This window comes from Amycolatopsis sp. (assembly GCF_036008905.1).
GTDB lineage: Bacteria > Actinomycetota > Actinomycetes > Mycobacteriales > Pseudonocardiaceae > Amycolatopsis.
Window position 1 is genome coordinate 47879 of the sequence record NZ_DASYMU010000188.1, and the last position, 26632, is coordinate 74510.

Sequence of the window (26632 nt, forward strand, 5' to 3'; positions counted from 1 at the left end):
ATGGACAACGAACAGAAGCTCAGGGACTACCTCAAGCGGGCCAGTGCCGATCTCCAACGGTCCCGCCAGCGGGTCAACGAGCTCGAGGAAGCCGCGACCGAGCCGATCGCCATTGTCGGCATGAGCTGCCGCTTCCCCGGCAACATCGCCAGCCCGGAAGACCTTTGGCGCATGGTCACCGCCGGCGCGGACGGAATCTCCGGCTTTCCCGCCGACCGCGGGTGGAACTTCGAGGAGCTCGAAACTTCGGGCGGACCCTTGGCGAACGACGCCGGGGGTTTTCTCCATGGTGCCACCGAATTCGACGCCGACTTCTTCGGGATCTCCCCGCGCGAGGCGCTGGCGATGGACCCGCAGCAGCGCGTGCTGCTCGAAACCGCCTGGGAGGCCTTCGAACGTGCCGGGATCGATCCCGCCGTGGTGCGCGGCACCCGGACCGGCGTGTTCGTCGGCGCGATGGCCCAGGACTACCGGGTCGGCGCCGGTGAAGGCGTCGAAGGGTTCCAGCTGACCGGCAGCACGACCAGTGTCATGTCCGGCCGGTTGTCCTACACCTTCGGCATCGTCGGCCCCGCGGTCACTGTCGACACCGCGTGCTCGTCCTCGCTCGTCGCCATGCACCTCGCCGCCCAGTCACTGCGCGCCGGCGAGTGTTCGCTGGCGCTGGCCGGTGGGGTCACCGTGATGTCCAGCCCGGCGACCTTCATCGAGATGAACCGTCAGGGCGGCCTCGCCGTCGACGGTCACTGCCGGTCCTTTTCGGACGACGCCGACGGCACCGGCTGGTCCGAGGGCGTCGGAGTCCTTGTCCTGGAAAAGCTTTCCGACGCGCGCCGCAACGGCCACGAGGTGCTCGCCGTCGTCCGCGGTTCCGCGGTCAACCAGGACGGCGCGTCGAACGGGCTCACCGCGCCCAACGGCCCGTCCCAGCAGCGGGTCATCCAGCAGGCCCTGATCAACGCCCGGCTCTCGGCCCGAGAGGTCGACGTCGTCGAGGCGCACGGCACCGGCACGACACTGGGCGATCCGGTCGAAGCGCAGGCATTGCTGGCGACCTACGGCCGCGACCGTGAGGCCGACCAGCCGTTGCTCCTGGGCTCGGTCAAGTCGAACCTCAGCCACACCCAGGCCGCCGCCGGGGTCGCGGGCGTCATCAAGATGGTGATGGCCATGCGGCACGGCGTGCTTCCCAGCACCCTCAATGTCGGCACGCCGTCGTCCCATGTGGACTGGACCGCGGGCGCGGTCGAGCTGCTGACCGAGCAGGTCCCGTGGCCCGAGACCGGCCGTCCGCGCCGGGCCGGGATCTCGTCCTTCGGTATCAGCGGGACCAACGCGCACACTCTCATCGAGCAGGCGCCCGCTTTCGAGCCCGAAGAAGACGCTGTGCGTGTCGACCCCGGTGTCGTCCCGCTGCCGGTCTCCGGCAAGACGGCCGAGGCGTTGCGGGCGCAGGCCGCGACCCTGTTGTCCTTTGTGGCCGAAAACCCCGATCTCGGACTCGCCGACCTCGCGTTCTCGCTCGCCACTTCGCGTGCGGGCTTCGAGCACCGCGCTGTCCTGACCGCCGCCGATCGTGACGCCGCCGTCGCCGGGTTGGCTGCGCTCGCCGGGGATGGGTCCGCGCCGGGCCTGGTCCAGGGAACCGTTCGGGGCAAGCCGAAACTCGCGTTTCTCTTCACCGGACAGGGATCGCAGCGCCTCGGCATGGGCCGGGAACTGCACGCCCGGTTCCCCGGGTTCGCCGCCGCGCTGGACGTGGTCGCCGCGGCCGTCGACGTCCACCTCGAACGTCCGCTCAAGGACGTCATGTGGGGCGAGCAGGCCGAAACGCTGGAGCGGACCGAGTACGCCCAGCCCGCGCTGTTCGCGATCGAGGTCGCGCTGTTCCGGCTCATGGAAGCCTGGGGCGTCAAGCCCGACTTCCTCACCGGGCACTCGATCGGCGAGATCGCCGCCGCCCACGTCTCCGGGGTGTTCTCGCTCGAAGACGCCGCCAAGCTGGTCGCCGCCCGTGGCCGGTTGATGCAGGCGCTGCCCGCCACCGGCTCGATGGTGTCGCTGCAGGCGACCGAAGCCGAAGTCCTGCCTTTGGTACAGGGCAAGGAAAACCAGGTCTCGATCGCCGCGGTCAACGGCCCGTCTTCGGTCGTCGTGGCCGGGGACACCGACGTCGTCGACGAGATCGCGGAACACTTCGCCGCGCTGGAGCGCAAGACCAAGAAGCTCCGCGTGTCGCACGCTTTCCACTCGCCGCATATCGAGCCGATGCTCGACGAGTTCCGCGCGGTGGTCGCGGGACTCACCCCGCAGGCTCCGCTGATCCCGATCGTGTCCACCCTGACCGGCGAGCCGATGACCGTCGAGCAAGCGACCTCGCCGGACTACTGGGCCGACCACGTCCGCCACGCCGTCCGGTTCGCCGACGGCGTCGGCTGGCTGCGCGAGCACGGTGCCGGGGTGTTCTTGGAGCTCGGCCCGGACGGCGTGCTGTCCGCCATGGCGCAGACCTCGCTCGAAGACGCCGTCGCGTTCCCGGCGCTGCGGGCGAACCGGCCGGAGGGCGAGGCGATCGCCGCCGCGGCCGGAAGTCTGCACGTCCACGGAATCCGCGTCCGGTGGGACGCCTTCTTCGCCGGAACCGGCGCGCGTCGCGTGGACCTGCCGACCTACACTTTCCAGCGCCGCCGGTACTGGCCGAAGGCGATGTTCACCGAGGCCGCCGACCTGCGTGCGGCGGGCTTGGGCGCGGCGCACCACCCGCTGCTCACCGCGGCCGTCGCGCTGGCCGACTCCGACGGCTTCCTGCTGACCGGACGCCTTTCTCTGCAGTCCCACCCGTGGCTCGCCGACCACGCCGTGCGCGGCACGGTTCTGTTGCCCGGCACGGCTTTCCTCGAGCTGGCGATCCGCGCCGGCGACGAGGTCGGCTGCGACCGTGTCGAAGAGCTCACGCTCGCCTCCCCACTCGCCCTGCCCGCCCAAGGCGGCGTGCAGGTCCAGGTGTGGGTCGGCACGCCCGACGAGCCCGGCCGCCGTTCGCTGACGCTCTACTCGCGGCCCGACGTCGCGGATACCGACGACGAGCAGCCGTGGATCCAGCACGCGGCCGGGGTGCTCTCGATCGGGGACGGTCTGGCGGTGTCCGATGTGGACTTCGCGCAATGGCCGCCTACTGGTGCCGAAGCGCTCGACCTCGACGGTCACTACGACCGGCTCGCCGACGCCGGGTTCGAGTACGGCCCGATGTTCCGCGGTCTCACCGCGGCCTGGCAGCGCGGCGACGACGTTTTCGCCGAGCTGGAACTGCCCGAGGGCGCGGACGCCGACGCGTTCGGCATCCACCCCGCCCTGCTCGATTCCGCTTTGCACGCCTCGGTTTTCGCTGACTTGGGCGAGAGTGGCCTCCCGTTCTCGTGGGAAGGTGTCTCGCTCTACGCCACCGGTGCGCCCGCCGCCCGGATCAAGATCACCAAGATCGCCGACGACGCGATCTCCATCTCGGTCGCCGACGCGGCGGGGGAGCCGGTCGCCTCGATCGACTCGCTCGTGCTGCGCGCGGCCGCCGAAGACGGCGGGTCCACCACGGTCGAGCGGGATTCGCTGTTCACGCTCGACTGGAAGAAGGTCCGCACGACCCGCGTCGCCGTGACGGCGTCGGTCGGCGTGCTCGGTGACGATGTCTTCGGCCTTGCCGACGCAGTTCGCGCGTCCGGTGTCGTGGCCGAGGCGCACCCCGGTTCGGTTTGGCCCGAGGGTACTGTCCCCGAGATCGTGCTGGTTCCGTTCAGCGGCAGCGGAACCGACGTCGCGGCCGAGGCGCACACGCTGGCCGCCGACGCACTGGCGCTGGTTCAATCGTGGCTCGCCGACGAGAGAAGTGCCGAGTCCCGGCTGGTGTTCGTCACCCGCGGCGCCGAAAGCGGCGACCTGGCGGCGGCGACGGTCTGGGGCCTGATCAGAGCGGCTCAGAACGAGCACCCCGACCGGTTCGGCCTGCTCGACCTCGACCCGCGGACGGCGTCCACCGCCGAACTCGTCCCCGCGCTCGCCGTGGCCGAGCCGCAGCTGATCATCCGTGATGGCGCCCTGCTGCAGGCACGCCTTGCCCGCGTCTCCCCAGTCAACGCCGAATCCCCGTGGGACGCCGCCGGGACCGTGCTGATCACCGGTGGTGTCAGCGGGCTGGGCGGCGTCTTCGCCCGGCACCTGGTGACCGAACATGGCGTGCGGCGCCTGCTGGTGCTCAGCCGCCGCGGTGCCACGGCCGAAGGCGCCACCGAGCTCGTCGCCGAGCTAGCCGACCAAGGCGCGGAACTCACGATCGCCGCTTGCGATGTCGCCGACCGTGCTGCGCTCGCCGCGGCGCTGGCGGCCATCCCGGCCGAGCATCCGCTGACCGGAGTCGTCCACACGGCCGGGGTGCTCGATGACGGGGTCATCGATTCCCTTACGCCCGAACGCCTCGATGCCGTCCTGACGCCGAAGGTCGACGCGGTCTGGAACCTGCACGAACTCACCCGCGAACTCCCGCTCTCCGCGTTCGTCGTCTTCTCCTCGGTCGCCGGAACGTTCGGCGCCGCGGGACAGGCGAACTACGCCGCCGCCAACGCATTCCTCGACGCTCTCGCTCGCCAGCGCCGCGTGGAGGGCCTGCCGGGGCTGTCGCTCGCGTGGGGTCCGTGGGCTGGAATAGATGGAGCGTCGCGGAGCGACTCCGTTGAGGGTGGTGGTGGGCGACGGGTGGGCGGGATGACGAGCACGCTCACTGAAGCAGATTTGCAGCGCCTTGCCCGCGCGGGCACTCCGCCGGTCACCATCGAGCAGGGTGTCGCGTTGTTCGACGCCGCGCTGACGCTCCCGGACGCGCTCGTCCTCCCGGTCCGGCTCGATCTGCCCGTGCTACGCGCGCTCGGCGACGTTCCGCACCTGCTGCGCGGACTGATCAAGACCTCCGCCCGCCGCTCGGTGATCGCGGGGACGAGCACGGCTTCCGGCCTGGTGCAGCGACTGCTCCGGCTCGACGAAGCCGACCGCGCGGACACCGTGCTGGACCTGGTGCGCGCCGAGGTCGCCGCGACGCTCGGGCACGCCGGAGCGGAGTCCATCGACCCCGCCCGCGCGTTCACCGACCTCGGGTTCGACTCCCTGACCGCCGTCGAGTTGCGCAACCGCCTCAGCCGCGTCACCGGGCTGCGCACCTCGGCCACGGTCATCTTCGACTACCCCACCTCGACCGCGCTCGCGGCGCACGTGCTCGGCGAGCTGATGGAGTCCGAAGCCGCGCCCAGTACCCCGGCCGGGGGTCTCTCGCGCGCCTCGACCGGTGGCGACCCCATCGTCATCGTCGGCATGAGCTGCCGTTATCCCGGTGGCGTGGGCTCGCCGGAAGACCTGTGGCGGCTCGTCAGCGAAGGCGTCGACGCCGTTTCCGGCTTCCCCGTCAACCGCGGCTGGGACCTCGACGGGCTCTACCACGCCGATCCGGACCACCTGGGCACGACGTACACCCGCTCCGGCGGTTTCCTTCACGACGCCGGCGAGTTCGACCCCGCTTTTTTCGGCATGAGCCCTCGGGAAGCGACGTCCACTGACTCCCAGCAGCGCCTGCTGCTGGAGGCGTCGTGGGAAGCCGTCGAGCGCGCCGGGATCGACCCGGTTTCGTTGCGTGGCAGCCAGACCGGTGTGTTCGCCGGGGTGATGTACAACGACTACGGCGCAGTCCTCGCGGGCGGTGACTTCGAAGGTTTCCAGGGCAGCGGGACGTCTCCGAGCGTTGCTTCGGGCCGCGTTTCGTACACGCTCGGACTCGAAGGCCCCGCGGTCACCATCGACACCGCGTGCTCGTCTTCGCTCGTCGCGATGCACTGGGCGATGCAGGCATTGCGGGCGGGGGAGTGCTCCCTCGCGCTCGCCGGTGGTGTGACGATCATGTCGACACCCGCGTCCCTGATCGAATTCGCCCGCCAGCGGGGACTTTCCCCTGACGGCCGCTGCAAGTCCTTTTCGGACACCGCGGACGGCGTCGGCTGGTCCGAGGGCGTCGGTGTCCTCGTACTGGAACGGCTCTCCGACGCGCGCCGGAATGGCCACGAGGTGCTCGCGGTCGTCCGCGGCTCCGCGGTCAACCAGGACGGTGCTTCCAACGGTCTGACCGCGCCGAATGGCCCGTCGCAGCAACGCGTGATCCGCCAGGCCTTGGCCAGCGCCGGTCTGTCCACTTCGGACATCGATGTGGTCGAGGCGCACGGTACCGGTACCAAGCTCGGTGATCCGATCGAAGCGCAGGCGCTGCTCGCCACCTATGGCCGTGACCGTGATGAAGACCGGCCGCTGCTGCTGGGCTCGGTGAAGTCCAACATCGGCCACACCCAGGCCGCGGCCGGGGTCGCCGGGGTCATCAAGATGGTCATGGCGATGCGCCACGGCGTCCTTCCGAGGACCTTGCACGCTGCCCTGCCTTCGTCCGAAGTGGACTGGACGGCCGGAGCGGTCGAGCTGTTGTCCGAGGAAACCGAGTGGCCGGCCACCGACCGTCCGCGTCGCGCCGGGATCTCGTCGTTCGGTATCAGCGGCACCAACGCCCACACGATCATCGAGCAGGCGCCCGCCCCGGCCCCGATGGTGATCCAGTCCGTGGTAGAAACGCGCGTTGACCGCGTTGACCGCGTGGTGTCGTGGCTGGTGTCTGGTAAGACCCGCGACGCGCTGCGCGCCCAGGCCGCCACCCTCAAGTCCTTTGTGGAATCACGGCCCGAGCTCGACGTCACCGATGTGGCGTTCTCGCTGGCCACCACCCGGTCCGCTTTCGACCGTCGCGCCGCCGTGGTCGCCACGGACCGCGCCGAACTGCTGACCGCGTTGGGCGCGCTCGCCTCCGACACTCCCGCACTCGGCCTGGTCGAAGGCGAGACCGGCGGCGGGATGAAGCCCGCGATGGTCTTCGCCGGACAGGGCAGCCAGCGCCCGGGCATGGGACGCGAGCTCGCCGAGCGGTTCCCGGTGTTCGCCGCCGCGCTCGACGAGGTCACCTCCCTGCTCGACGCCGAGCTCGACCGACCGTTGCGTGAGGTCCTGTTCGCCGAGGAAGGCACGCCCGAGGCTGAGCTGCTGAACGAGACCGGCTGGACCCAGCCCGCGCTGTTCGCCCTCGAAGTCGCGCTCTTCCGGCTCGTGGAATCCTGGGGAGTCAAGCCCGCCGCCGTCGCCGGACACTCGATCGGTGAACTGGCCGCGGCGCATGTCGCCGGAGTCCTGACGCTGGCCGACGCCTGCACGCTGGTCGCCGCCCGCGCGAAGCTCATGCAGGCACTGCCGTCCGACAACTCAGCGATGGTTTCGTTGCAGGCCAACGAAGACGAGGTCGTTCCGCTGCTGACCGACGGCGTATCCGTCGCGGCGGTCAACGGACCGGCGTCGGTGGTGATCGCCGGTGACGAAGACGCGGTGACCGCCATCGCCGCTCACTTCTCCGAGCTGGGCCGCAAGACCAAACGCCTCAAGGTGAGCCACGCGTTCCACTCGCCGCACATGGACGCCATGCTCGGCGAGTTCCGCGCGGTGGCCGAAGGTCTGTCCTATGCGGACCCGGTCATTCCGCTGGTGTCCAACCTGACCGGCGGGTTCGCCACCGCCGAACAGGTCTGCTCGGCGGAGTACTGGGTCGAGCACGTGCGCGGGACAGTGCGGTTCGCCGATGGCGTCAGGACCCTGTGCGACTCGGGCCTGACCACCTTCCTCGAACTCGGCCCCGACGGCGTCCTGTCGGCGATGACCGAAGACATCCTGGCCGAACACGACGTGGAGGCCGTCCCGGTCCTGCGCACCGACCGGCCCGAGGAACTCGCGATCACCAGCGCGCTGGCCCGGCTCCACGTGCGAGGCGTGACCGTCGGCTGGCCCGGGTTCTTCGCGGGCGCCGGTGCGCACCGCGTCGACCTGCCGACCTACGCCTTCCAGCACGAGTTCTACTGGCCCGAGATCGTCCCGCTGCCCACCGCGGCCGACCCGGCCGACGAGCGGTTGTGGGCCGCTGTCGAGCGCGGTGACGCCGACCAGCTCGCCGCGTTGCTCGGCCTTCGCGAGGACCAGTTCTCCTCACTCGGCTCACTGCTTCCCGCGCTGACGTCGTGGCGCCAGGGCCGGCACGAGCGTTCGCTGCTCGACTCGTGGCGTTACCGCGTCGAGTGGAAGCCGCTGCGCATGCCGGTGACGCCGTCGCTGAGCGGCACCTGGCTCCTGGTGACCACCGACGCGATCGACGGCGCCGAAGTCTTCGCCGCCCTTGCGAGTCGTGGCGCGAGCGTGCACCGCGTGACGCTCGACGAGTCCTGCACCGACCGCGCTGTTCTCGCATCACGGCTCACGGAAACCGACGTCACCGGTGTCGTCTCGCTGCTCGCCTCGGACGAGCGGGACAACGCCGCGCTGTCGATCGGCTTGGCGTTGACCATCACGCTGATCCAGGCACTCGGCGACGCCGAGCTTGACGCTCCACTGTGGACACTGACCTCCGGCGCGGTCTCGACCGGCCACTGGGACCCGATCACCAGCCCCGCCCAGGCGGCAGTGTGGGGCCTCGGCCGCGTCGCGGCGCTGGAGTACCCGCAGCGCTGGGGCGGCCTGATCGACCTGCCCGCCACCATCGACGAACCCGCCGCCCGGACCCTGGTCAACGTCCTCGCCGGGCTCGACGGCGAAGACCAGGTCGCGGTCCGGTCCGCCGGAGCGTCCGGCCGCAGGCTCGCCCGCTACTCCGTCGACGACCTGCCCGGCGAGTTCGCCGTCACCGGCAGCGTCCTGGTGACCGGCGGAACCGGCGCGCTCGGCGCCGAAGTCGCCCGCTGGCTCGCCCGCAGCGGCGCGGAAAACCTCATCCTGACCAGCCGCCGCGGCTCCGGCGCGCCGGGCGCGGCCGAACTGCGCACCGAGCTGGAATCCCTCGGCGCCCGCGTCGACATCGTCTCCTGCGACGTCGCCGACCGTGACGCGCTGGCGGCCGTGCTCGACAGCGTCCCGGCGGAGCACCCGCTCACCGGTGTGGTGCACACGGCCGGTGTCGGCCAGGCGTCTTCGCTCGACGAGACCGATGTGGACACGTTCGCCGCGATCATGTCGGCGAAGGTGTCCGGCGCGGTCAACCTCGACGCGCTGCTCGGCGACACCGAACTCGACTTCTTCGTGCTGTTCGCCTCGATTGCCGGGGTCTGGGGCAGTGGCGGCCAAAGTGCTTATGGCGCAGGAAATGCGTACCTCGACGCGCTCGCCGGACAGCGGCGCACGCGGGGCCTCGCCGCGACGTCGATCGCCTGGGGCCCGTGGGCCGAAGCGGGGATGGCCACCGACGACGCCGTCTCCGACGACCTCGTCCGTCGCGGCCTTTCCTTCCTGAACGCCGAACCGGCCATCACCGAACTCCAGCGCGCGGTCGCCCAGCAGGACGTCACCGTGACGGTCGCCGACGTCGACTGGGAGCGGTACTTCCCGATCTTCACCTCGCTGCGGCCCAGCCCGCTGCTCGGTGACCTGCCCGAAGCCCGCGCCACCCTCGACGCGGCGCAGGACGGCACCGACTCCGAGTTCGCCACGCGCCTGCAGGGCATGAGCGAACCCGACCAGCGCCGGCTGCTGCTCGACCTCGTCCGCGCGGAAGCCGCGGTCGTGCTCGGGCACGCGTCGGCCGAGGCCGTCACCGAACGCCAGTCGTTCCGCGACGTCGGGTTCGACTCGATGACCGCGGTGGAACTGCGCAAGCGCCTGGCCAAGGCGACCGGCCTGAACCTGCCGACCACCTTGGCCTTCGACTACCCGAACCCGGCCGCGCTGGCGGGATTCCTGCTCACCGAAGCACTCGGCAGCACGGGCGACCTCGTCCCGTCGAGCACCGGCACGCTCGTCGACGACGACCCGATCGTCATCATCGGCATGAGCTGCCGCTTTCCCGGCGGTGTCCGCTCGCCCGAACAGCTCTGGGACCTCGTGTCCCAGGGCGCCGACGCCGTCACGGACTTCCCGCCCGATCGTGGCTGGGACGGCGAAGGCCTCTATGACCCCGACCCGGACCGGCCCGGCGGCACGTACACCACCAAGGGCGGCTTCCTGCTCGACGCAGCCGAGTTCGACCCCGGCTTCTTCGGTATCTCACCACGTGAAGCGCTGGCGATGGACCCGCAGCAGCGGCTCCTGCTGGAAACCGCGTGGGAGGTGTTCGAGCGCTCCGGCATCGATCCCGAGACCGTCCACGGCAGCCAGACCGGCACGTTCATCGGCGCCAGCTACCAGGATTACGGCGCCGGCGCGGATCTCGGTGGCTCTGAAGGCATGATGGTCACCGGGACCAGCCCCAGCGTGCTGTCCGGTCGTGTGGCCTACCTGTTCGGGCTCAACGGCCCCGCGGTCACCGTCGACACCGCCTGCTCGTCCTCGCTGGTCGCGCTGCACCTGGCGTGCCAGTCGCTGCGCAGCGGGGAGAGCTCGCTCGCCCTCGCCGGTGGCGCGCACATCATGGCCAACCCCGGCCCGTTCGTCGCCTTCAGCCGCCAGCGCGCGCTGGCCGCCGACGGCCGCACCAAGGCCTTCGGCGACGGCGCGGACGGCATGATCCTCGCCGAAGGCGTCGGACTCGTGCTGGTGGAGCGACTTTCCGACGCCCGCCGCAACGGGCACCCGGTGCTCGCGGTGGTGCGGGGATCGGCGATCAACCAGGACGGCGCGTCCAACGGCATGACCGCGCCCAACGGCCCCTCGCAGCAACGGGTCATCCGGCAGGCGCTGGCCAACTCCGGCCTGACGGCGGCCGACATCGACGCCGTCGATGGGCACGGCACCGGCACCGCGCTCGGTGACCCCATTGAGGCACAAGCACTTCAGGCGACCTACGGCCGTGACCGCGACCCGGAGAGTCCGTTGCTGCTGGGCTCGATCAAGACGAACATCGGGCACACGCAGTCGGCCGCGGGGGTCGCGAGTGTCATCAAGATGGTCATGGCGATGCACCACGGCGTGCTGCCGAGCACGCTCAACTCCGAGACGCCGTCACCGCATATCGACTGGTCCTCCGGCACGGTCTCCCTGCTGAACGACGCGATGGCCTGGCCCGAGACCGGCCGTCCGCGCCGCGCGGGGATCTCGTCGTTCGGGATCAGCGGGACCAACGCGCACACGATCCTCGAGTACGTCCCCGAAGTTGCACCCGTTGTCGTGCCTGAGGTCCCGGCCGGGATCGTGCCGCTGGTGCTGTCGGGTAAGTCCCCGGCCGCGCTGCGTGGCCAGGCCACCGCGCTTCTGTCCGTTGTGGACGCTGAACGGCCCGCCGATGTCGGCTACTCGCTCCTCACCACACGGACGCTGTTCGAGCACCGGGCCGTGGTCCTCGGCACCGATCGTATCGACTTGCTGTCCGGGTTGGATTCCTTGGGCCGCAACGGCTCCTCGGCCGGCGTGGTCACCGGGACCGCCGATGTCGACGGCCGCACGGTCTTCGTCTTCCCCGGCCAGGGTTCGCAGTGGGTCGGCATGGGGGCCCGTCTCGTCGACGAGTCGCCCGTCTTCGCGGAGCGGCTCGCCGAGTGCGCGGCCGCGTTGTCGCCGTTCGTCGACTGGTCCCTGTTCGACGTCCTGCGTCAGACCGAGGGCGCGCCTTCGTTGGACCGTGTCGACGTCGTGCAGCCCGCGTCCTGGGCGATGATGGTGTCGCTCGCGGCGCTGTGGCGTTCGCAGGGTGTCCAACCGGATGCCGTGGTCGGTCACTCGCAGGGTGAGATCGCCGCCGCTGTCGTCTCGGGCGCACTGTCCCTTTCCGACGGTGCCCGCGTGGTGGCGTTGCGCAGCCAGGCGATCGGCCGCACGCTGGCCGGTCTCGGCGGCATGATGTCGATCGCGCTGGCGGTCGCCGACGTCGAGGAGCGGTTGTCCGGGCGTGGTGCGGGAATCTCCGTCGCCGCGGTCAACGGCCCGAACTCGGTCGTAGTGTCCGGCGAGCCCGAGTTGCTCGACACGCTGTTCGACGAACTCACGACTGCGGAGATCCGGGTCCGCCGGATCGCGGTGGACTACGCGTCGCACTCGGCGCAGGTCGAGCTGCTCGAAGAAGAGCTGGCGTCGGTGTTGTCCGCGGTTCGTCCTGTTGCGTCCGAGGTTCCGTTCTTCTCGACGGTGACCGGCGATTGGCTTGACACCACCGGGATGGACGCCGGGTACTGGTACCGCAACCTGCGGCAGACCGTCGGGTTCCAGCCCGCGATCGCCGAATTGGTGGCTCAGGGCCACCGTGCGTTCATCGAGGCCAGCCCGCATCCGGTGCTGACCACCGCGGTCCAGGACACCGCGGACGCTGCCGGGGTCAAGGCCGTCGTCGCCGGAACCCTGCGCCGCGACCAGGGCACCGCTGCCCGGTTCATGACCTCGCTCGCCGAGGTCTTCGTACGCGGTGTCCGGGTCGAGTGGCTTGGCCGGTTCGACGGAGCCCGCCGTGTCGCGCTTCCTACTTACGCCTTCCAGTATGAGAGCTTCTATGCCGTGCCCGTCGAGCTGGGCCTCCCGTCCACAGTGGACTCTGCGGACACGGAGTTCTGGAACGCCATCGAGGAACAGGACTTCGAGTCGCTCAGCGCCAGCCTCGATGTCGACGGCGCCTCGCTGGCGACAGTCCTGCCCGCGCTGTCCTCGTGGCGCCGCAAGCGTCAGGACAGGTCCACTGTGGACTCCTGGCGCTACCGGGCCACCTGGAAGCCGGTCAAAAGCGTGGCATCGGCGACGCTGTCCGGCACCTGGCTGGTCGTGTCCGCCGAAGACGACACCGAGATCACCGCGCTTTTGGAAAACCACGGCGCTCAGGTCGAACGTCTTGTGCTGGACGAGTCCGATCTGGACCGCGAAGCCCTTGCCGCTCGCCTGACCGAGTTCGCTGGTGTGTCCGGTGTGGTCTCGCTGCTGGCCTTCGCCGAGCAGCCGAGCGACGCGCATCCCGAACTCACCACCGGTCTCGCGTTGACCGTCGCGCTCATCCAGGCCCTCGGCGACGCGAGCTTCGACGCGCCGATGTGGAGCCTCACCCGCGGCGCCGTCTCGACCGGCCGATCCGACCAGGTCCCGAACCCGGTGCAGGCACAGGTGTTGGGTCTCGGCTGGACGGCCGCACTGGAGCACCCGCAGCGCTGGGGCGGCGTCATCGACCTGCCCGAGACGCTCGACCAGCGCGGAGCCGGACGGCTCGCTAGTTTGCTGGCGGGCACCACCGGCGAGGACCAGCTCGCGATCCGCTCGTCCGGCGTGCTCGCCCGGCGCGTGGTCCCGGCCCCGGCCGGCGACCAGGATCCTGACCGCACCTGGACTCCGCGCGGGACCACGCTGGTCACCGGCGGCACCGGGACACTCGCGAAGCACCTCGCACGCTGGCTCGCCGCCCAGGGCGCGGAGCACATCGTCCTCACCAGCCGACGCGGGATCGACGCTCCCGGCGCACCCGAGCTGCTCGCCGAACTGACCGAACTCGGTGCCGACGCCGAGATGACCGCCTGTGACGTCGCCGATCGCGACTCCGTCGCGGGCTTGCTGACCGACCTGAAGTCCGCGGGCCGGACCGTCCGCACGGTGGTCCACACCGCCGCCATCATCGAACTCAGCTCGCTCGACGCCACCGACCTGGACTCGTTCGCCCGGGTCATCCGGGCCAAGGTCCTTGGCGCACAACATCTTGACGAGCTCGTGGACAACGAAGAGCTCGACGCGTTCGTGCTCTACTCGTCCACCGCCGGCCTGTGGGGGAGTGGCCTGCACGCCGCGTACGTCGCGGGCAACGCCTACCTCGCCGCGCTCGCGGAGAACCGCCGCTCCCGCGGCCTGCCAGGAACCTCGGTCTCCTGGGGCATCTGGGCCGACGACATCGAGCTCGGCCGCGTCGACCCCGAGCAGATCCGCCGCAGTGGTCTCGTCTTCATGGAGCCCGCGCTGGCCCTCGCCGGACTCCGTCGTGCGCTGGACGAAAACGACGCGGCCATCGCGATCGCCGACGTCGACTGGGAGAGGTACCACCCCGTCTACACCTCGGTCCGGCCCACGGACCTGTTCGCCGAAGTCCCCGAGGTGCGCCGGCTCACCGAAGCCGCCGAGGAGACCAAGGGCGTTGTCGGGGAAGGGGAGTTCGCCGCCAGGCTGCGCTCGCTCCCCGCGGCCGAACAGGACCGCCTGCTGCTCGACCTGGTCCGCAGCGAAGCCGCGACCGTACTGGGCCACGACTCCGGCGAAGCCCTGTCGGAGCAACGCGCCTTCCGTGACGTCGGTTTCGACTCGCTCACCGCGGTCGACCTGCGCAACCGGCTCGCCACCGCCACCGGGCTGACGCTGCCGAGCACCATGGTGTTCGACTACCCGAGCCCGATCGTGCTCGCCGCGTTCCTGCGTTCGGAGATCGCGGGGGCCCAGGTCACCACGATCGCCCCGACGGCTTCGGGCGCCGACGTCGACGACCCGATCGCGATCATCGGCATGAGCTGCCGTTACCCGGGCGGCGTGAGCTCCCCGGAAGACCTTTGGGACCTGGTCACCCGCGGCGGCGACGTCATCTCCGGCTTCCCCTCGGACCGCGGCTGGGACGGCGACGACCTCTTCGACGCCGACCCGGACAGCTCCGGCAAGACCTACTCGACCCAGGGCGGGTTCCTGCACGACGTCGCCGAGTTCGACCCGGCCTTCTTCGGGATCTCGCCGCGTGAGGCACTGGCGATGGACCCGCAGCAGCGGCTCCTGCTGGAAACCGCGTGGGAAGCCTTCGAGCGTGCCGGAATCGACCCGGCCGCCATGCGCGGCAGCCAGACCGGCACCTTCATCGGCGCCAGCTACCAGGACTACAGCTCCGCCGGCGCCAGTGCCGCGGAGAGCTCCGAAGGCCACATGATCACCGGCACACTGTCGAGCATCCTGTCCGGCCGGATTTCCTACCTGTTCGGGCTGGAGGGCCCGGCCGTCACCCTCGACACCGCGTGCTCGTCTTCGCTGGTGGCACTGCATCTCGCGTGCCAGTCGGTGCGCAACGGCGAAAGCTCGTTCGCGCTGGCCGGCGGTGTCAGCGTGATGTCGACGCCCAACGCGTTCGTCGGCTTCAGCCGCCAGCGCGCGATGGCCGCCGACGGCCGCTGCAAGGCCTACGCCGAAGCGGCCGACGGCATGAGCCTCGCCGAAGGTGTCGGTCTCGTGCTCGTCGAGCGCCTGTCCGACGCGATCCGCAATGGACACCAGGTTTTGGCCGTGGTGCGGGGTTCGGCGATCAACCAGGACGGCGCGTCCAACGGCCTCACCGCCCCGAACGGCCCGTCGCAGCAGCGGGTCATCCGCCAGGCGCTGGCCAACTCGGGACTGGTGCCTTCGGACATCGACGTCCTCGAAGGACACGGCACCGGCACCGCGCTCGGTGATCCCATTGAGGCGCAAGCGATCCTCGCGACCTACGGCCAGGACCGCGAGCGTCCGCTGCTGCTGGGTTCGGTGAAGACCAACATCGGGCACACGCAGATGGCTTCGGGGGTCGCGAGCGTCATCAAGGCCGTCATGGCGATGCGCCACGGCGTGGTCCCGAAGACGCTGCACATCGACGAACCCTCGTCGCATGTGGACTGGTCGTCCGGCGCCATCCAGCTGCTCACCGAGCAGGTCGAGTGGCCCGAGTCCGGCCGTCCGCGCCGCGCGGGTGTTTCGTCGTTCGGCCTGAGCGGCACCAACGTCCACACGCTGCTCGAACAAGCCCCCGCGATCGACGTCCCGGTCACCGCGCCGGCCGGCGGTGTCGTGCCGGTGCTGTTGTCCGGGCGCACTGACCAGGCGTTGCGCGACCAGGCGACTCGTGTGCTGTCACTGCTGGAGACCCAGCCCGACACACACCCGGCCGACCTCGCGTTCTCCTTGGCCACTGGACGGTCCAGCTTCGAACGTCGTGCCACCATGGTCGCCCTCGACCGCGACGACCTCGTCCGCGGCCTGACGGCGTTGCGCGACCAGGTCCCGGCCAGTGGCCTGGTCCAGGGCACCCCGAACCGCGGCCGGATCGCGTTCCTGTTCACCGGCCAGGGCAGCCAGCGGCCGGGCATGGGACGTGAGTTGTACGAGCGTTTCGGTGTCTTCGCCGAGTCTCTTGACACCGCGCTTGCCTGCTTCGACGTCGAGCTGGAGCGGCCACTGCGCGAGATCATCTTCGCCGAGGAAGGCACGCCCGAAGCCGAACTGCTCAACACCACCGGCTACACCCAGGCCGCGCTGTTCGCGCTGGAAGTCGCGCTGTTCCGGCTCGCCGAGTCCTGGGGCATCCGGCCGGACTACCTCACCGGGCACTCGATCGGTGAGCTGGCCGCCGCCCACGCGGCCGGGGTCTTCTCGCTGGAAGACGCCTGCGCCCTGGTCGCCGCTCGTGGACGCCTCATGCAGGCGCTCCCTGAGGGTGGCGCGATGGTTTCCTTGCAGGCCGGCGAAGACGAGGTCACGCCATATCTGATCGGCAGTGTGTCGATCGCCGCGATCAACGGACCCGCGTCGCTGGTCATCTCGGGCGATGAGGAAGGCGTCCTGAGCATCGCCGCACGGTTCGAGGCGGACGGTCGCAAGACCAAGCGGCTCGTCGTCAGCCACGCGTTCCACTCGCACCGCATGGACGCGATGCTGGAGGAGTTCACCCGCGTCGCCGCCGGTGTCACCTACAACGCGCCGACGATTCCGCTGGTGTCCAACGTGACCGGCACCCTCGCGACCGCCGAGCAGGTCTGCTCGGCTGACTACTGGGCCGCGCATGTCCGCGGCACGGTTCGGTTCGCCGACGGGGTGGCCGCGCTGGCCGCCGAGGGCGTCACCGCCTTCATCGAACTCGGCCCCGACGGCGTCCTTTCCGGGATGGCACAGCAGGTTCTCGGCGAAGATTCCGATGCCGTGCTCGTCCCGGCATTGCGCCGCGACCGTCCCGAGGTCTCCGCGCTCACCACGACCCTGGCCCGGCTGCACGTCCACGGCGTCACGGTCGACTGGACCGCGTTCTTCGCCGGGTCGAACGCCCGCCGGGTCGAACTGCCGACCTATCCCTTCCAGCACCAGCGTTTCTGGCCCGAGCCCGGCGAGGCCGAGGTCGCCGAAAGCACCGACCCGGTCGACGCCGAGTTCTGGGCCGCCGTCGAGCGTGAGGACCTCGCGTCGCTGGCGTCCACGCTCGACCTCGACGACGACACGATCACCGCGATGGTGCCCGCGCTGTCCTCCTGGCGACGTCGTCGCCGTGACCAGTCCACAGTGGACGACTGGCGTTACCGGGTCATCTGGAAGCCGTTGTCCGCCAACGCCGAGCGCCCGGTGCTCAAGGGTACCTGGCTGGTCGTCACCACTCCCGGTGCCGACACCGAGTGGATCGACGTCGCAGTTAGCGGGCTAAACGTCGAGACCGTCCGGTTCGAAGCGACCGGTGACCGGAATTCCCTGGCCGAACAGCTGCGAGCGCTCGGCACCTTCGCCGGGGTACTTTCCCTTGCCGCGCTGGACAACGACGTGACGTCGATCGCGACTTTGGTGCAGGCCCTCGGCGACGCCGGGATCACCGCGCCGCTGTGGTGCGTCACCCGTGGCGCCATCTCGATCGGCCGTTCCGAGCAGGTCACCAACCCGGTGCAGGCCGGGGTGTGGGGGCTCGGCCGGGTGGTCGCGCTCGAACATCCCGACCGCTGGGGTGGTCTCGTCGACCTGCCCGAGGAGCTTGACCAGCCCACCGCGCACCGCCTCGCCGCCGTGCTCGCGGGCAGCGAAGACCAGGTGGCCGTCCGGGCTTCCGGCGCCTTCGCGCGTCGCTTGGCCCACCGGCCCACTGGGGGAGACGAAGCCGGGACGTACACGCCCTCGGGCACCGCGCTCGTCACCGGCGGTACTGGCGGGCTGGGCGCGCATGTCGCCCGCTGGCTCGCCGGAGGCGGCGCCGAACACGTCGTGCTGCTCAGCCGTCGCGGCCCGGATGCCCCTGGGGCCAACGAATTGCAGGCGGAACTCACTGAGCTGGGTGCCGAGGTCACGATCGTGGCTTGCGACGCGGCAGATCGCGACGCCCTCGCCGGGGTCTTCGAGCGGTTCCCGATCACGGCCGTGTTCCACACCGCCGGTGTCGTCGAGGACAGCGTCGTCGACGCGCTCACGCGTGAGAAGTTCACCGCGGTCTGGCGTTCGAAGGTCACTTCGGCCCAGGCCCTGGACGACCTGACCCGCGACGCGGATCTCTCGGCGTTCGTCCTCTTCTCCTCCGCCGCCGGCATGCTCGGCTCGGCCGGGCAGGGCAACTACGCGGCGGCCAACGCCACGCTGGACGCACTGGCCGAACGCCGTCGCTCGGTCGGACTCGCGGCGACGTCGATCGCCTGGGGCCCGTGGGCCGACGGCGGCATGGTCACCGACGGACCTTCGCTCGAAAGCCGCATGCAGCGCGGTGGCTTCGGCCTGCTGGCACCGGAACTCGCGATCTCGTCGATGCGGCGGGCGATCGAACTCGGTGACCCGACCGTCGCCGTGGTCGACATCGAGTGGCCCCGGTTCGTGGAGGCTTTCGCCACGCTGCGGCCGAACCCGTTCGTCTCGGATCTTCCCGAGGTCAAGCGGCTCGTAGTGCCCGATGCGTTGGCGTCGCACGAATCGGAGCTGCGTCAGCGTCTCAGTGCATTGCCCGCCGCCGAGCGCGGCGCGGTGGTGCTCGAACTTCTGCGGGCCCAGATCGCCGTGGTACTCGGCCATGCCGATGCCTCCACCATCGAGGCCGACCGGGCGTTCAAGGACCTCGGCTTCGACTCGCTGACCACCATCGAGCTGCGCAACGCCGTCTCCGGCGCCACCGGTCTCAGCCTTCCGGCGTCGATGATCTACGACTACCCGACCGCCGTCGAACTCGCCGAGTTCCTGCTGTCCGAGCTGCTCGGCTCGATCGTCGAACCGGTCGTCCCCGTCGCCGCGACCCGTGCGGTGGCCGACGACCCGATCGTCATCGTCGGCATCAGCTGCCGGTTCCCCGGAGGCGTCTCGTCGCCGGAAGACCTGTGGCTCATGCTCGCCGAAGGCCGCGACGGCAGCACGTCGTTCCCCGTCGACCGTGGCTGGGACCTCGAAGCGCTCGCAGCCGGGGCGTCCGACACCCGCGAGGGCGGTTTCCTCACCGGGGTGGCCGACTTCGACGCCGGGTTCTTCGGCATCTCGCCGCGTGAAGCGCTGGCGATGGACCCGCAGCAGCGGCTCCTGCTCGAAACCAGCTGGGAAGCGTTGGAGCGCGCCGGGATCGACCCGGCCGCCCTGCGCGGCAGCGACACCGGCGTCTTCATCGGCACCAACGGCCAGGACTACACGAGCATGCTGCGCGAAGCGGCCGCCGACGTCCAAGGCCATGTCGCCACCGGCAACACCGCGAGCGTGATGTCCGGCCGGCTTTCCTACACGCTTGGACTCGAAGGCCCGGCGGTCACCGTCGACACCGCGTGCTCGTCCGCGCTGGTCGCCCTGCACTGGGCCACCCGCGCGCTGCGGGACGGCGACGCGTCGCTGGCACTGGCCGGTGGTGTGTCGGTCATGTCCAGCCCGGACTCGTTCGTCGAGTTCAGCGCCCAGAGCGGCCTCGCACCCGACGGCCGCTGCAAGCCCTTCGCCGACGCCGCCGACGGCACGTCGTGGTCCGAAGGGGTCGGAATCCTGGTCCTGGAAAGGCTTTCCGACGCCGTCGCGAACGGCCACGAGGTCTGGGGGGTCGTCCGCGGCACCGCGATCAACCAGGACGGGGCGTCCAACGGCCTCACCGCGCCCAACGGCCCGGCCCAGCAGCGCGTCATCCGCGGTGCGCTCGCCGACGCCGGACTGACCACGCTCGACGTCGACGCCGTGGAAGCGCACGGCACCGGCACGACACTGGGTGACCCGATCGAGGCCCAGGCGTTGCTGTCCACCTACGGCCGGGACCGTGAAGAGCCGCTGCGGCTCGGCGCGGTGAAGTCCAACATCGGCCACACCCAGGCCGCCGCCGGTGTCGCCGGGATCGTCAAGATGGTCATGGCGATGCGCCACGGCGTGCTGCCGAAGACACTGCACATCGACGCGCCGACCTCGCACGTGGACTGGGAAGCCGGTGCGGTTTCCCTGGTGCGCGAGCACGAGGAGTGGCCGGAGACCGGGCACGCCCGCCGCGCCGGGATCTCGGCGTTCGGCGTCAGCGGGACCAACGCCCACGTCATCATCGAGCAGGCGCCCGCTGTGGAGCCGGTCGTCGTGGAGGCCACTCCCGCGATCGTGCCTTGGGTCGTGTCCGGCAAGAGCCGTGACGCGTTGCAGGCGCAGATCGACACGCTCACCGCGTTCACGGCGGATGGGTCCACTGTGGACGTCGCCTACACGCTGGCCACCGGCCGGGCCGCGTTCCAGCACCGCGCGGTGCTGCTCTCGGGTCCGGATGGACTGGCCGAATCCGCGCGGGGCACGGCTTCCGCGGGCAAGACGGCGTTCCTGTTCTCCGGTCAGGGTTCGCAGCGGATCGGGATGGGCCGTGATCTCTACAGCCGTTTCCCGGTGTTCGCCGCGTCGCTTGACGAGGTCTTCGCGCATATCGACGTCGAGCTAGATCGTCCGCTGCGGGAGGTCATCTGGGGTTCGGACGCCGAACTCCTCAACGAGACCGGCTACACCCAGCCCGCGTTGTTCGCGATCGAGGTCGCGCTGTTCCGGTTGCTGGAGTCGTGGGGCGTCAAGCCCGATCACCTCGCCGGACATTCGATCGGTGAGATCACCGCGGCTCATGTCGCCGGTGTGCTTTCGCTGGCCGATGCCGTGAAGCTCGTCGTCGCCCGTGGCCGTCTCATGCAGGCGCTGCCCGCCGGGGGCGCGATGGTGTCGATCCAGGCCACCGAAGCCGAAGTCACCGCGTATCTGACCGAGCGGATCTCGATCGCCGCGGTCAACGGACCGGACGCCGTGGTCGTCGCCGGGGCCGAGGACGAGGTGACCGCGATCGCCGAGCTCTTCGCCGCCGACGGCCGTAAGACCAAGCGCCTGCGGGTGAGCCACGCGTTCCACTCGCCGCTGATGGCCCCGATGCTCGACGGTTTCCGCCGTGTGGTCGAAGGACTTGCCTTCGAGGCGCCGAAGATCCCGCTGGTGTCCACTGTGACCGGTGCCCTCGCCACGGCCGAGCAGGTCTGCTCGCCGGAATACTGGGTGCGCCACGTCCGGGAGACCGTCCGGTTCGCCGACGGTGTCCTGGCGCTGCGTGGCGCCGGCGTGTCCACCATGGTCGAGGTCGGTCCGGACGGCGTGCTGTCCGCGATGGCCGGGCAGGTCCTCAACGACGGTGGCGCCGTCGTGCCGTTGCTGCGCGCCAACCGGGACGAGGAGACGACGATCTCCGCCGCGCTCGGCACGCTCCACGTGCACGGCGTCCCGGTGACCTGGGAAGCGTTCTTCGCCGGGACCGGCGCCCGCCGGATCACCCTGCCGACCTACGCCTTCCAGCACGAGCGGTACTGGCCGGAGTTCTCGGTTTCGGCCACCGCCAAGGCTTCCGCGGATCCGGTCGACGCCGAGTTCTGGGCCGCTGTCGAGAGTGAGGACCTGTCGTCGCTGTCCACGATCCTCGACCTCGACGACGATTCGCTGTCCGCGATGGTGCCCGCGTTGTCGACCTGGCGACGCAAGCGGCAGGACCAGTCCGTTGTGGACGGTTGGCGCTACCGCGTCACCTGGAAGCCGCTCACCGGTTCGCCCAAGGCTGTTCAGGGAAGCTGGCTGGTCGTCGTTCCGGAGACCACCGATTCGTGGCTGGACACGGCTGTCGAGGCGCTGGGCGAGGTCGTCCGCGTCGAACTCGGTGAGAACCTCACCGCACGGTTGATCGAGGCGCACGAAGGTTCCGGTGGTTTCGCCGGAGTCGTCGCACTGACCCAGAGCTCCCCAACCGAGCTTCTGCGAGCACTGTCCGACGCGGGCATCGAAGCTCCGCTGTGGGTCACCACGCGTGGCGCTGTCGCGGTCGGCCGTTCGGAACACCTCGCCAACGCCGATCAGGCCGCGGTGTGGGGACTCGGCCGCGTGCTGGCGCTGGAAAACCCGCGCCGGTGGGGCGGTCTGGTCGACCTGCCCGACACCCTCGACGCCCGCTCGGCCGAGTGGTTCGCCGCCGGACTGGGCGGCACCGAGGACCAGATCGCGGTCCGCGCTTCCGGTGTCTTCGCGCGGCGCTTGATCCGCGCCGCCGAGTCGACCGGCTCGTGGACCCCGGACGGCACCGTGCTCGTCATCGGCGGCACCGGCGTCGTCGGCGCTCAAGTCGCCCGCTGGCTGGCCACGGAAGGCGCCGACCACCTCGTGCTCACCTCCAAGCACGAGAGTCCCGCGCCCGAACTCGGTATTCCGGTCACCGTCGTCCAGTGCGACGCGGCCGATCGGGACGCGCTCGCCGTGGTACTGGACTCGATCGACGGCCTGACCTCGGTCATTCTCGCCGACGACGAGCCCGACGAGACCACCGACGTCGGCTCGGCTGTCGCGGGGGCGGAAAACCTGGACGCCCTGCTCGGCGACCGGCCGCTCGACGCGTTCGTCCTGTTCAGCACGCTCGCCGGGGTCTGGGGCTCCGCCGGACGCGGCACCGAAGCCGCTATCGGCGCCCGCCTGGACGCCCTCGCCCGTCAGCGTCGTGACCGCGGGTCCTCGGCACTCGCGATCGCTTGGGGCGCCTGGGCCGACGGTGTCTCCGAGAGCCTCACCGGGCACCTGCGCCTCAACGGCGTCCCGGCCCTCGACTCCGGCCGAGCGCTGTCCGCCCTCGGCCGCGCGGTCGCCGATGCCGCCGACTCCTCAGCGTCGTCGGTAACCATCGCTGACGTCGTCTGGGACAAGTTCGCCCCGGCCTTCACCGCGACCCGGCCGAGCGTCCTGTTCGGCGAGCTGCCCGAAGCACGGGCTGCGATCGAGCCAAAGAAGGACGTCGAGTCCGAAACCCTGCTCCGCCAGAAGCTGCGCGGCCTGTCCGAAGCCGGACGCGTCGCCGAGGTGCTCGGCCTGGTCCGCGAGAAGGTCACGGCCGTGCTGGGACACGCCAGTGTGGACGCGGTCGAGGTTGACGTGGCGTTCAAGGATCTCGGGTTCGACTCGCTGACCGCGGTCGACCTGCGAGACCAGCTCACCACCGCGACCGGCCTCGAACTGCCCGCGACACTGGCCTACGACTACCCGACGCCCACCGCGCTCGCCGACCACCTGCGGTCCGAGCTGCTCGACGAGCAGGCCGACACCGACCTGCCGGTGGCGAACGTCCGTGCCACCGACGACGACCCGATCGTCATCGTCGGCATGAGCTGCCGGTACCCCGGCGGCATCCGCTCGCCGGAAGACCTGTGGCGCGCGATGTCCGGCGAGGTCGACGCCGTCGGCGTGCTGCCGACCGACCGGAACTGGGCGCTCGACACCCTCACCGGCGACGGCGAGGGAAGCACCATCGCCCGCGGCGGCGGTTTCCTTTACGACGCCGGCGACTTCGACCCGGGCTTCTTCGGCATCTCGCCACGTGAAGCCATGGTGATGGACCCGCAGCAGCGGCTCGTGCTCGAAGCGGCGTGGGAAGCCTTGGAGCGCACCGGAATCGACCCGGTCGCGCTGCGCGGCACCGACGCCGGGGTGTTCATCGGTGGCGGCAGTGGCGACTACCGCCCCAACGCCGACGAGGACGGCCAGTGGCAAACAGCGCAGTCCGCGAGCCTCCTTTCGGGTCGCTTGGCCTACACCTTCGGTCTGGAAGGGCCGACGGTCTCGGTCGATACCGCGTGCTCGTCTTCCTTGGTGGCGCTGCACTTGGCGTCCCAGGCTTTGCGGACGGGCGAGTGCTCGATCGCGATCGCCGGTGGCGTCACGGTGATGTCCACGCCGACGAACTTCATCGAATTCGGTGACCTGGGCGCGCTTTCCGCCGACGGCCGCTGCAAGGCGTTCTCCGAAAGCGCGGACGGCACGGGCTGGTCGGAAGGCGTCGGCATGCTCGTCGTCGAACGGCTTTCCGACGCCCAGCGCAACGGACACCAGATCCTGGCCGTGGTCCGCGGCTCGGCGATCAACTCCGACGGCGCGTCGAACGGCCTCACCGCCCCGAGTGGACCCTCGCAGCAGCGGGTGATCCGCAAGGCGCTGGCGAACGCCGGGGTCGGCACCACCGACATCGACGCCGTCGAGGCGCACGGCACCGGCACCGCGCTGGGCGACCCGATCGAGGCCCAGGCGCTGCTTGCGACCTACGGGCAGAACCGGGAACGGCCGCTGCTGCTCGGCTCGGTCAAGTCCAACATCGGCCACACGCAAGCAGCTTCGGGTGTCGCAGGAGTGATCAAGATGGTCCTCGCGATGCGCCACGGCGTGCTGCCGAAGACACTCCACGTCGACGCGCCATCGTCGCATGTGGACTGGACCGCCGGTGCGGTCGAACTGCTCACCGAAGCCACGCCGTGGCCGGACTCCGGCCGTGCGCGCCGCTCCGCGGTGTCGTCGTTCGGGGCCAGCGGGACCAACTCCCACATCATCTTGGAGCAGGCACCCGTTGTGAAGGACACCGAGCCGGTGCGCGAGACCGGGGTCGTCCCGGTGACGCTGTCCGGCAAGACGTCGGCGGCGCTGCGGGCCCAGGCGAGCGGACTGCTCGCCCGGCTGCGGACCAGCCCGGATGTCTCGCTCACCGAGCTGGCGTTCTCACTGGCCACCACCCGCTCCGCGTTCGAACACCGCGCCGCCGTCGTCGCGAACGACCTCGACGAGCTGCTCAGCGGGCTCGCGACCATCGCGGACGGCGACACGTCGTCGATCGCGCTGCGGGGGGCCGCCGGGCGCAGCGGGAAGCTCGCCTTTCTGTTCTCCGGCCAGGGTTCCCAGCTGCCCGGGATGGGAGCGGCGCTGTACCGCCGGTTCCCGGTGTTCGCCGAGGCCTTCGACGCGGTGCTGGCGCACCTGGAGGCCGACCTGGACCGGTCGCTGCGTGATCTCGTGTTCGCCGAACCGGCGACCGAGGAAGCCGAGTTGCTCGACCAGACCGGTTACACCCAGCCCGCGCTGTTCGCCGTCGAAGTCGCTTTGTTCCGCTTGGTCCAGTCGTGGGGCCTCGAACCGGACTTCGTCGCCGGGCATTCGGTGGGTGAGCTCGCGGCGGCGCATGTCGCCGGGGTGCTGTCGCTGGCTGACGCATCGAAGCTGGTCGCGGCACGGGGCCGTCTGATGCAGGCGCTCCCGACCGGAGGGGCGATGGTGTCGCTCCAGGCCACGGAAGACGAGGTCACGCCGCTGCTCACCGAGGGGGTTTCGATCGCCGCGGTCAACGGCCCGAAGGCGGTGGTGATCGCCGGTGACGACGACGCGGTGACCGCGATCGCGGCCCGATTCAAGGCCGACGGGCGAAAGACTAAGCGTTTACGAGTGAGCCATGCGTTTCACTCACCTCATATGGACGCCATGCTGCAGGACTTCGACCGGGTCGCCCGGAGTGTCTCGTACGCCGCGCCCGTGGTGCCGCTCATCGCCAACCTCACCGGGGAAGTGGCCACCGCGGAGCGGGTCTGCGACCCGGGCTACTGGGTCGAGCACGTTCGCCAAGCGGTCCGGTTCGCCGACGGTGTCGGTACGCTCGCCGCGAACGGTGTCACCCGCTACCTCGAGATCGGCCCGGACGGGGTGCTGTCCGCGATGACCCGGGACAGCCTCGGCGAAACCGACGCGCTGGTCATCCCGTTGCTGCGCAAGGACCGCGACGAAGAGGCGACAGCCGTCGCCGCACTGGCCAGGTTGCAGGTCAACGGCGTCAGCCCGTGGTGGCCCGGTTTCTTCACCGGGACCGGCGCCCGCCGGGTGGACCTGCCGACCTACGCCTTCCAGCACGAGCGGTTCTGGCCCGAGGCCTCGACCAAGGCGGCCACCGGCTCCGACGACGTCGACCGCGACTTCTGGGCCGCGGTGGCGAGCGAGGACTTCTCCTCGCTCGAAACGGCGTTGAACGTCGAGGGCGACGCGCTCTCGAAGGTGCTTCCCGCGCTGATGGACTGGCGACGGCAACGCGCCGACAAGTCCCTTGTGGACGGTTGGCGTCACCGCATCGGCTGGAAGCCGCTCACCGCGGTTCCCAGTGGTCTGACCGGCACTTGGCTGGCGCTCGTTCCAGCCGGTAGCGACGACGAGTGGATCCCGGCGGCGACCGAGGCACTGGGCGAGAACGTGGTCCGCGTCGACGTCCCGGCGGATCAGGATCGGGCAGCACTGGCCGAATCGCTGCCCACTGGGGCCTTCGCCGGTGTCGTCTCGCTGCTTGCTTTGCAGGACGCCGAAGCGGGCGTGCTTTCCGGGGTGACGCTGACCGCGACGGCGCTGCAGGCACTGGGCGACGCGGGCATCACCGCTCCACTGTGGTGTGCCACCCGTGGCGCGATCTCCGTGGGCGGCAACGAATCGCCGGTCCGCCCCGATCAAGCGGGTGTCTGGGGTCTCGGCCACGTGGCCGCACTGGAGTACCCCGAGCGCTGGGCCGGTCTCATCGACCTTCCCGAGACCGTGGATTCCCTTGCGGCGGACCGGTTCGCCGGAGTGCTCGCGGGGCTCGACGGCGAGGACGAGGTCACCATTCGCTCTTCGG

At 70.4% G+C, this 26632-nt stretch carries 1 protein-coding gene (only partly in view); it reads left to right on the top strand.

The window, feature by feature from the left end; all coding sequences use genetic code 11:
* Nucleotides 1-26632, top strand: partial view of a type I polyketide synthase gene (locus VGP60_RS31305; protein WP_327551751.1) — the 5' portion only. The gene runs 1373 nt beyond the window's last position; the window shows 26632 of its 28005 coding nt (coding positions 1-26632); it begins with the start codon at nt 1-3; its stop codon lies beyond the right edge, outside the window.